The 9,660-nt window shown below is 57.0% G+C and carries 11 protein-coding genes and 1 pseudogene; 11 read left to right on the top strand and 1 reads right to left on the bottom strand.

What is annotated here, in order from left to right; translation table 11 throughout:
* The 8 genes and pseudogenes from C7964_RS19390 to C7964_RS19355 all read left to right on the top strand — a co-directional run.
* Positions 1–216 (top strand): annotated as a pseudogene (locus C7964_RS19390) (hypothetical protein); the annotation flags it as partial.
* Positions 213–419: a hypothetical protein gene (locus C7964_RS19385; RefSeq protein WP_110281201.1), complete on the top strand. Its 207-nt coding sequence runs from the start codon at positions 213–215 to the stop codon at positions 417–419. The pseudogene C7964_RS19390 and the gene C7964_RS19385, both read left to right, overlap by 4 nt.
* Positions 419–1,534, top strand: coding sequence for a phage tail fiber repeat family protein (locus C7964_RS19380; protein ID WP_110281200.1), 1,116 nt, complete (start codon positions 419–421; stop codon positions 1,532–1,534). Before C7964_RS19385 ends, C7964_RS19380 begins: the two co-directional genes overlap by 1 nt.
* 61 nt (positions 1,535–1,595) lie before the next feature.
* Positions 1,596–1,886 (top strand): hypothetical protein, encoded by a 291-nt coding sequence (locus C7964_RS19375; protein ID WP_110281199.1) that lies wholly within the window; start codon positions 1,596–1,598, stop codon positions 1,884–1,886.
* Positions 1,887–1,889: 3 nt separating this feature from the next.
* Positions 1,890–2,669, top strand: coding sequence for a hypothetical protein (locus C7964_RS19370; protein WP_110281198.1), 780 nt, complete (start codon positions 1,890–1,892; stop codon positions 2,667–2,669).
* A gap of 245 nt (positions 2,670–2,914) precedes the next feature.
* Positions 2,915–3,958 (top strand): IS110 family RNA-guided transposase, encoded by a 1,044-nt coding sequence (locus tag C7964_RS19365; RefSeq protein WP_110281197.1) that lies wholly within the window; start codon positions 2,915–2,917, stop codon positions 3,956–3,958.
* Positions 3,959–3,972: 14 nt separating this feature from the next.
* On the top strand, positions 3,973–4,452 hold the full coding sequence (locus C7964_RS19360) for a hypothetical protein (RefSeq protein ID WP_110281196.1): 480 nt from the start codon (positions 3,973–3,975) through the stop codon (positions 4,450–4,452).
* A complete protein-coding gene (locus C7964_RS19355) occupies positions 4,449–5,123 on the top strand; it encodes a hypothetical protein (RefSeq protein WP_110281195.1) in 675 nt (224 codons plus the stop codon). The genes C7964_RS19360 and C7964_RS19355 overlap by 4 nt, the downstream gene beginning before the upstream one ends.
* A 240-nt stretch (positions 5,124–5,363) precedes the next feature.
* Here C7964_RS19355 and C7964_RS19350 read toward each other — a convergent pair whose 3' ends face one another.
* Positions 5,364–6,395 carry a LacI family DNA-binding transcriptional regulator gene (locus C7964_RS19350; protein WP_181417260.1) on the bottom strand — a complete coding sequence of 344 codons (1,032 nt, stop codon included), beginning with the start codon at positions 6,393–6,395 and terminating at the stop codon, positions 5,364–5,366.
* Positions 6,396–6,617: 222 nt separating this feature from the next.
* Here C7964_RS19350 and C7964_RS19345 point away from each other — a divergent pair, with 222 nt between their 5' ends.
* From C7964_RS19345 to C7964_RS19335, 3 genes are all read left to right on the top strand, one after another.
* Positions 6,618–7,598, top strand: a complete 981-nt coding sequence (locus tag C7964_RS19345; protein WP_110281193.1) for a sialic acid TRAP transporter substrate-binding protein SiaP — start codon at positions 6,618–6,620, stop codon at positions 7,596–7,598.
* Between the two features lie 97 nt (positions 7,599–7,695).
* Positions 7,696–8,226 (top strand): TRAP transporter small permease, encoded by a 531-nt coding sequence (locus tag C7964_RS19340; RefSeq protein ID WP_110281202.1) that lies wholly within the window; start codon positions 7,696–7,698, stop codon positions 8,224–8,226.
* 10 nt (positions 8,227–8,236) lie between these two features.
* Positions 8,237–9,511: a TRAP transporter large permease gene (locus tag C7964_RS19335; protein WP_110281192.1), complete on the top strand. Its 1,275-nt coding sequence runs from the start codon at positions 8,237–8,239 to the stop codon at positions 9,509–9,511.
* Positions 9,512–9,660 lie beyond the last annotated feature (149 nt).

Here is a 9,660-nt window from a genome sequence, read left to right as displayed (position 1 = left end):
GAAGTCTTGGCCACGCTCACCAGCGCCGATTACGGGATCATACGGATCAGCGACACGGTTCTGGAACTGGCGCTACGCCCCGAGCAAACCGCCGGTCTCGCCCCCGGGCGTGTCGTTCTGGACCTCGTGCGCACCGACCTCACGCCTGATCTGCATCTGGGCTTCCTGCTGGAACTGCCGGTCATCCTGCCGGTCACGCGCGGGTTTGCTTCATGAGTGCTGCTACGCATCAAACAGGGCCCATCACCATCACGGCCCCCGTCAAGGTCCGGGTGGTCACTGGGCCCTTGCGCATTCGCCTTGGCGGCCAGCCTGGCCCGGAGGGCAAGGTTGGTCCACCCGGTGACAAAGGCGATCAGGGCGATCCCGGCATCACTATCCTGCCCACAAACACCCCAATCAACGGAGGCTTCTTCTGATGGCCAATACGATCCAGTTCAAACGCCGCCAGGCAGGCAATGCCGGCGCGCCCGCCGCGCTCAAATCCGGCGAGGTCGCCCACAACGAGGTGGATGACACGCTCTATATCGGCAAAGGCGATGACGGAAGTGGCAATGCCACAGCCATCGTGCCGCTGGCAGGTGCGGGCGGGTTTGTCGCCCGCGTTGGGAGCCAGACGATTGATGGCGCAAAGACATTCTCGAGTGTGCCCAAGTCGAGCAAGGACGCGAGCGCCGGCACCGATCTTGTGCGCAAATCGCAGTTCGATGCAGGGCTTGCGGGCAAAGCGGCGGCCGCCCATGGTCATGCGATCTCCGAGGTGAGCGGGCTGCAGGCCACTCTTGATGGGAAAGCTGCTAACGGCCACACTCACGGCATCGCCGATGTCACGGGGTTGCAGTCGGCGCTGATCGCAAAAGCGCCCCTGACTTCACCGGCACTCACCGGCACGCCCACAGCACCGACGGCCACAGGTGGGACCAACACAACCCAGCTTGCCACCACGGCCTTTGTGCAATCGGCACTGGCAGGCTTTGGCGCGGGGGATATGCTTAAATCTGCCTATGATGCGGATAACGACGGCAAGGTCGACGCGGCTGAGGTGGCAGACAGTGTGCCTTGGGCAGGCATCACCGGCAAACCGTCAACCTTCGCGCCCGCAGCGCATAGCCATGCGATCTCGCAGGTCAGCGGCTTACAGGCTGCGATTGACGCGAAAGCAGGGCTGGCCTCGCCTGCGTTTACCGGCACGCCAAGCGCACCCACGGCAACCAGCGGCACCAACACGACCCAGATCGCGAGCACCGCTTTTGTTCAGGCAGCGATCGCCGCACTGATTGATGCAGCCCCCGGTGCGCTGAATACCTTGAACGAATTGGCCGCTGCCTTGGGCGATGATCCCAACTTTGCCACCACGGTGACCAATGGGCTGGCCGGCAAACTGGCCGCAAGTTCCAACCTCGCAGACCTGCCCAATAAAGGCACGGCGCGGTCCAATCTGGGGCTGGGCTCTCTTGCGACGCAAGCGGCCAATGCGGTGGCCATCACCGGAGGCAGCATCACCGGCATCTCGCTTGATGGCGGCACGTTCTAAGTCACGGCTTTGCGTTCCAAGTCATCCGTCCCTCACATGATGCTGAACCCCAGGAGGTCCCATGGCCAGCATAATCCGTATGAAACGATCCGCCATTGCCACAAAGGTGCCAACCCCGGCCCAGCTGGATCTGGGCGAGTTGGCAGTCAATACCCGCGACGGCAAGCTGTTCCTCAAACGCGCGGACGGCAGCGAGGAGATCGTCGAGGTCGGCGCCCGTTGGGGCGCATTTACGGCCCATGCCGCGGGATCAAGCCTGACCTTCCGCTACAACGGCGTTGACGTGATGACGCTCGACGGCTCCGGCAATTTGACAGTGCTGGGTGATGTCACCGCTTTTGGGAGCCCGTAAACGATGGCGCTTCCACTGACAGGTCCGATCTCGCTCAGCCAGGTGAACACCGAACTTGGCCGTGCCACTGGCACTACGATCTCGCTTGGGGACGCGGAGGTGCGCGGGCTGGCGGGCGTGGCCACTGGTGCCATCGGGCTCGGCGCTCTGCGCGGTAAATCTGCCCAGTTCACCCATACGATCACCAGCCATCAGCAGGAGCTGAACCTGCACACATATCTGCAGGGGCAAGGCTGGGATGGCACGAACAAGGTCGAGGTAACGGTGGCCTCTGGCATCTACATCTGGTCTGATACCACCACAACGCCAGCCCTCGACATGGGCGGGGTCTTCCCCGGCGGGCTGACGCTGGTCAACCGTGGCTTCATTATGGGCAAAGGTGGCGATGGAGGCTATCAGCTCACCGACCGCACCAGCTATGTCGCACCCACGTCAGGTGGTCCTGCGATTGGTCTGACCGGCCCGATCACCATTGATAATGCCGCAGGGTATATTGGCGGCGGCGGCGGTGGTGGGGCTGCGTCAACCGGCAGCGTTCTCGCTTTCTTTGTCACGCCTGTGCACAGCCCCGGTGGCGGTGGTGCTGGTGGTGGCCGCGGCGGGGCCATGCCTTACGGCGACACATCAAGCCTTGTGATGGGCGCCTTTGGCCTTGGTGGTGCGATCGGTCAGCCGGGATCAGTGGCAACAAATTCCAACAACTTTGCTGGAGAAACCATCCCGAGCCATGGCGGTGCCGGTGGCGCGGGCGGTGCCGGAGTCACAACAGGCGGCGGTCTTTAGGAGGGGGTATGAATGATTTGTGAGCGACCAAACGCCCTGAATTTGCTACATGATTTGGGGAGGCGGATAGGTCTCAGGCTGGATGTGTCCATAGGGCATTGCGACCCTGTGAAGGAGCTTAGCCTTCGCCTGTTTCCGAACAGCCCACGTAAGGCCCGGTTCGCGCCGGTGACCTTGTATAGGAGCTTGGTTTGGCCGTTCACACCCCATCCGGGGTTCCGCCTCCTTGAGCAGGGAGTATAGCCATGGCCTTTATCGGTGTCGATCTTCATACGAATTCCTTCACGATTTGCCGTCTTCACGACGATGGATCGGAAGCCTTTGAAACCTTCCCGTTGTCGGCAAGCGCCTTGCAGGCGTTTTGTATGAGCCTTGATGCCGATGACGAAATTGCCGTTGAGGCTACGGGCAATACAGCTTGGTTTTGCGACGAAATCCGCCCCTGTGTTGGGCGTATTGCCGTGGTGAACCCACGCCAGTTTCAGGTGATCCGCAAGTCGGTCAACAAGACGGACAAGAACGACGCAAGATCCCTTGCGTTCTTCCTGTCCAAGGACATGTTGCCGGAGACGCGGCTAAAATCGACAGCGGAGGCCGAACTGGGCTCTTTGGTTGCGACCCGCGACGTCTTTGTCAAGCAGCGCACCATGCTGCTGAACAAGATCCACGCCATGTTTGTGCGGCGTGGTACAAAACTGAAAAAAGAGGGGTTGGCCAGCAAGAAGCGCCTGCGCGAATTGGATGTGAGCCACTTCACGGCACTTGAACAAGTAGAACTGAATGCGCTGCGCAATCAAGCGTTCGGCCTGACGGAAACATTGGCCGAATTAGACAAGGCGATCGAGGCCGCTGGCGCGGAACTGCCAGGGCATGAAGGCATCAGCTCGATCAAGGGGATCGGGTCACGCTCAGCAGCCATTCTGCTGTCGGGGATTGGCAACATCGAAGACTTTGAAAGCGCCGACAAGCTGGCAGCCTATGTCGGCATCGTGCCGAAGGTCAGCCAATCCAACGATACGGACAATCGCGGGCGGATCACCAAGCGTGGCAACAAGCTGATGCGGACGACCTTGGTGCAATGCACGCTCATCGCGATCCGCTACTCAGGATATCTGAACGCCTTCTATCAGCGCATCAAGGAACGCCGCGGTGCAGGAAAAGCGATCATCGCCACCGCGCGAAAGTTGCTGTCGATTATCTACGATACGCTCAAGAACGGCTGGGTCTTCGAAGATTTTACCAAATTTAAAATCAAACAAAATCAATGTCCTGCTGGACAACCATCATAGGAGGAGGATGAGACATGGGTGGTGGTAGCGGAAGCAGTCCACAAAAAATTGGCGGCATCTCGGGTCAGGGTGGCGGACGCATTCTGCCGGGGACCGGTAGCGGTGTAGGCGAAGTGTTCACGAATACCACCCGGCAGACTCCAAATGTGGTGGCTGGTCAGCCGGATTATCGACCGACCCCTCCTTTTGGGGCCGCGTTCGATACGGTGTTTGCACCGCCTGGCGGCGGGCCGGGGCAGCCCGGAAAGGGCGATGCCTTTGTGATTTATGTCAGCTTAAATACTTCTGATAACACGACAACACCGGTGACCCCTGCGTCTGGTGGTGGGGGTGGATGGGGCGCTGCGGGTGGTTCTGGAACGCAGAACCTGACTGACTTCACCGTTGTGAAAGGCGGCAATCCCGGCGGTGCTGGTGGCAAGGCGATCAAGACAAACGGCCATGCGGTCACATGGCTTAGCGGGTCGGGTCGCGCATACGGAGCAATCGGATGAAAACATCTCTACAGTTCTTCAAAGACATGGGCGTCTGTGACGGCGCCTACGCCGTGCTTGAACGCGTTTTTGAGCAGGCCGGTGTGACCGAGTTTGACTATGCTCAAGGGTACGAAGTCATGCTGGGCATGATGGACCAGCTAGAGGTCGACGCCGCGCAAAGCGGTGAACCCGGCCACGACACCGCCCAGGGCTGGCTGCAGTGGTGCGATGACCTGCGCAGCCGCCCCGAGGCAATCATGTATTTTGGGGATCATATCGAAGAGGAAGTGTTCCGCACGGCAGACGGGCATTTGCATGAAACGCTGGAAGCAGCGCGCGATCATGATCGGCGCCGCTATGCCGAATTGCGCAAGGACCATGCCGCGGCGCGCGTGATTAACGGGGTGCGGTTTGGCGAGGGCGGTGCAGAGACATGGGAGGTGGTGGATCCAGCGCAGGACGATCTCGCGGGCTTTGAGGCATTCGTCTGGCATGACAGTACCACGGGGTTGAACCATCGCACTGACAGCGCGGTTGAGGCCGTGGCGTTCAACGCCGCGCAGGCGAAGGTCTTGGATGCGATTGATGCCGCTGAGCGAGCGGCGCGGATCGAGCGCAGGATTACAGACGAAAGTGGTGTATTCTCTGTTTGGCTCTGCAGCAGCGCTGCCACACCTGCCAAGGTTTGAGCTATTCGTGATCGGGGCGCTTAGAATGTTAGGCTGCTCAAGCTGTCTCGTGGGCACACCATCGATATGGCTCGCGGAGTATTCAGTGCTGAAGTAGCTAGCGCGGGCTTGTGTAGTATCTGACGTCAGCACCTGTGGGACATATCTGAGGATTTGAACAAGGGAGGATTTCTGGTTCATCTTATCGATTAGGAGATCGAGATGACGAAGAAGCCACAAACCGCGACAGTTCAAGTCTCTCTAAGAGAAACCTGACGTCCCGCAGCTACGCCTCACTGAAATGTAGGGTTGCAGCCGCTCCTGTATCGGAGCTGCCTCCGGCTCAGCTAAGCGACGGCGAAGGATGTCGACCGCGGTTTGTCCGATAACTTGAGCGTTGTTCGTAACTGTTGTTAAGGGCGGGAAGGATACTTGCGCCTCATCAGTGTCGTCAATCCCGACGACTGCCACATCCCGGCCAACCTCCATTCCAAGGTCGGCAAGCGCGCTCATCGCGCCAAATGCGACCAAGTCGTTGAAGCAAGCGATGGCGGTAGGTTTGGGCGCGTCGGTAGCCCAGAGCATCTTGATCGCAGCATAGGCCTGCAACCGCTTAGCAGGTCCCGTTATCCAAGTTGAAGTGCTCTCGTCTTGCCCCGCATTTTTCATGGCCGAAAGAAAGCCCTCGTAGCGGCCGTCGGCAGTGGTGGTGCCTGGTCTGCCGCCAAGCATAATGACGCGTTGATGCCCCAGATCTAAAAGATGGGAGGTCGCAAGGCGCATACATTCGGGGTCGTCGTTGATCACGTAGTCCAGCTTCGTGTCTGGAATTGTGCGCACGATTAAGACCACCGCCCCGTTGCTTGCACAAAATGCCTCCAGATCTACTTCTTTCGTGCCAAGCGCCGGCGATAAAATCAGCCCATCAGCCCCATGTTCCTGTAAAGTGCTGATGAAGCGTCTTTGCTTGCTCAGATCGTCATCATGACTGTTGACAAAAATGGCGTCCCCGTCAGTCGACAAGCTGTCCTCTGTAGCGGCAAGCATTTCGGCAAAAAATGGATGAATTATATCGTGGAAACCGACCCCAATGATTCGCGTTCGGCCGGTTCGAAGCGAGGTTGCCGCGCGATTTTGAATGTATCCAATTTCTTTCACATAGTTGCGTACGCGCTTGCGGGTGGCCTCTTGAATCAATGGGCTGTTTCGCAACGCGAGCGAGACCGTTGCCGTCGAAACGCCCAACGCTTCAGCTATGGCCTTTTGTGTAGGTGCTTTGGTTTTGTCGGTCATATTCAATCTGATGGCTGTAGCGGTTTTCGCGACTATCGCTCGCGACATTAGCACAAACACAAGAATAAGCACGCTAACATTTCATGATAAACTTCTTATTTAATCGATTAAAATATTATTTGACAGAGCGCGATCTCCCTGCCAACTGTGTGCCGGACACAGTCGGAGTAGGCTGGGTGTCTTGCGGCCATCATGGCTGCAATAATCTCAAGGGAGGAATGAATGACTAAATTTTTCAATGTACGCGTGATGCTCGCCAGCGGCGTACTTGCTATCGCCAGCGCCAGTTATGCGCAGGCTCAAGTGGAGCTGAAATGGGGGCACGTTTACGAATCTCAGTCGCCTTATCATGCATGGGCAGAGAAGGCCGCCAGCACCTTTGAAGAGCGCACTGATGGCCGATATTCGATCGAGGTGTTTCCTGCATCGTCGCTAGGAAAGCAGACTGATCTAGCCGAAGGGTTAAGCCTTGGCGCAGTTGATATTATCTATGATGGCCAGTTCTTTGCTGGACGTCGTTACGGGCCGATAGCTATCGGCAGTGCGCCATTCATGTTCCGTGACTACGACCACTGGCAGGCATACCGCGACTCGGATCTGTTTGCGGATCTATCGGCTGGCTATACAGAAGCCACGGGCGACGATATCGCTGGTCTCGTCTATTATGGTGAGCGGCATGTAACCTCCAATATCGAAATCACGGTACCCGAGGACATGGCAGGTATGAAGATCCGAGTGCCTAACGCCTCACTTTACAAGATGTTCCCCGAGGCGGTCGGTGCGAATGCTACACCAATGGCGTTCTCCGAGGTCTATCTTGCCTTGCAACAAGGCGTCGTGGACGCGCAGGAAAACCCTCTGCCGACAATCCAGTTCAAAAAATTCTATGAGGTTCAGGATTATATTACTCTGACCGGACATATCACCGACGCCCTTCTAACCATCGTCGCCGGTCGTCTGTCAGACGATATGTCCGAGAAGGATTATGCAATACTGATGGAAGTATTGGCCGAGGCTGCCAATGGTGCATCGGAGGACATACGCACGTCCGAGCTAGAGCTAGTCGACTGGTTGCGCGAGCAAGGTGCCACAGTAAACGAAGTTGATCGTGCGCCGTTTCGTGAGGCTGTTGCGGAAAGGTTGAATGGTTCGGACGCCACGTGGGACCGTGAGACGTTCGATCGACTTCAGTCCCTGAACTGATCACGCGTAGCCGGCTACCCCTTTTTTGTGGGTGGCCGGCAATCAGTCTTTTGGGCGCCTGATTAGGTGCGCAACGCTATCAAGTCTGGACCTCAACATGCCCCACAATGTTTCCTCGCCTGAAAATGGCGTAAAACGATCACGAATTCGCTCTATTGACGCTGCTTTTGTGATAATCCTTTTTTGGCTGCTCGCGGTCGTTGTCTTCGTGCAGTTTTTCACGCGTTACGTGCTGAACGACTCGCTAGGCTGGACTGAGGAGATCGCTAGATACCTGCTGGTAGCAGTGACTTTTGCTGGCTCCGCCGTCGCGGTGCGGCGGAACACGCACATATCGGTAGAGTTTTTCTACCGCTATTTGCCTACACGCAGCGCACGCCTACTGTCGTTGATCGTAGACCTTTTCCGCATAGCGCTACTCGCAGTTCTGACGGGCCTATGCGTTCAATTGGCGGGCAGCACACGACAAATGATGACGTCCATAGATGTCTCAAAATCAACGCTCTACGGCTTTGTAGCCGCCTGCTTTGGCTTAATGACGCTCTACTCGATGATAGTCGCCGTGCGGCATGCCAAAGAAGGCAAGACCGACGTGTCACCCGACGTCCCTTCCGGTCTGGACGAATAAGGAACTTATGATGCTCATTCTCTTTGGTACTCTTGCGCTGCTCCTGATTATCGGTGTGCCTGTCGCGCTGGCTTTGGCCGGTGCATCTATGGCCTTTATCGTGCTCGAAAGTTCGATCCCACCAGTGATGGTCCTACACAGGATGATAAACGGCGTGGATAGCTTTCCATTGCTGGCCGTCCCGTTTTTTATCCTTGCTGGCAGTTTAATGAACCATGCTGGTATCACAGACCGCATTTTTGCCTTCGCCAAGGCGATGGTTGGCTGGATGCGGGGTGGTTTAGGCCACGTCAACATCGGTGCCTCAGTCCTGTTTGCCGGGATGTCCGGTGCAGCCGTCGCTGACGCTGGCGGTCTTGGCGCCATCGAGATCAAGGCAATGAAAGAAGGAGGGTATGACCCGGATTTTGCAGTCGGCATTACAGCTGCTTCATCGACGATTGGCCCCCTTATTCCCCCATCGCTACCCCTCGTTGTCTATGGCGTCGTGTCGTCGACATCAATTGGACAGCTGTTCGCTGCTGGTCTGATCCCAGGGCTGGTGATGGCACTTGCGTTGATGGCGATGGTTGCCTGGTATGCTCATATGCGTGGCTACGGGAGGGATGCAGGCTTTGCCTGGAGTGTACTGGCGTCTACGTTCAAGCGTGCGTTCCTGTCATTGTTGACGCCAGTCATTATTGTAGGCGGAATTCTCGCTGGCCTTTTCACCCCCACTGAGGCCGCCATCGCCGCCTGTGCGTATGCGCTGGCTTTGGGCGGCATCGTGTACCGCACTCTGACATTTCGCAAGATCAAGGCTATATCGATGGATACTATTGAGACCACAGCGGTTGTTCTTTTGATCGTCGCAGCTGCCTCTATTTTTTCTTGGATACTGACATCCAGTCGGGTTACCGAAATGGTCGCGCAGGGAATACTGGGGCACACGCAAAACATCATTCTGGTTCTACTGTTGATAAATGTCGTGCTGCTTATCGTCGGATTGTTCATGGAGCCAGTGGCAGCCATAACAATCCTCACACCAGTCCTTCTGCCTGTCGTAGTGGAGCTAGGCATGGATCCTGTTCACTTTGGCATCATGATGGTCCTGAACTTGATGCTGGGGCTGCTGACACCACCAATCGGGATGGTGCTCTACGTCTTGGCAAGGGTGGCAGATATCAAGTTCGAGAGCGCCGTCCAGGCAACTGCACCATTCTTGATACCTTTGGGACTGGTCCTGCTTTTGGTCACTTACGTCCCGGCTCTGTCAATGTGGCTCCCTGAACTTCTTTATCGTTAACCGCAAAAAACTGGGCAACAAATATGAATATCAAGACACAAGCCAGTTCGAACACCGAGGACTATCTGCGCATGTACCGCCAGATGGTCCGTATCCGCAGCTTTGAAGACAATGCAAACCAGCTGTATCTCTCGGCCAAAATGCCGGGC

This window comes from Loktanella sp. PT4BL (genome assembly GCF_003201935.1).
Taxonomy (GTDB): Bacteria; Pseudomonadota; Alphaproteobacteria; order Rhodobacterales; family Rhodobacteraceae; genus Yoonia.
This window is presented reverse-complemented; position numbering and strand designations above follow the sequence as displayed.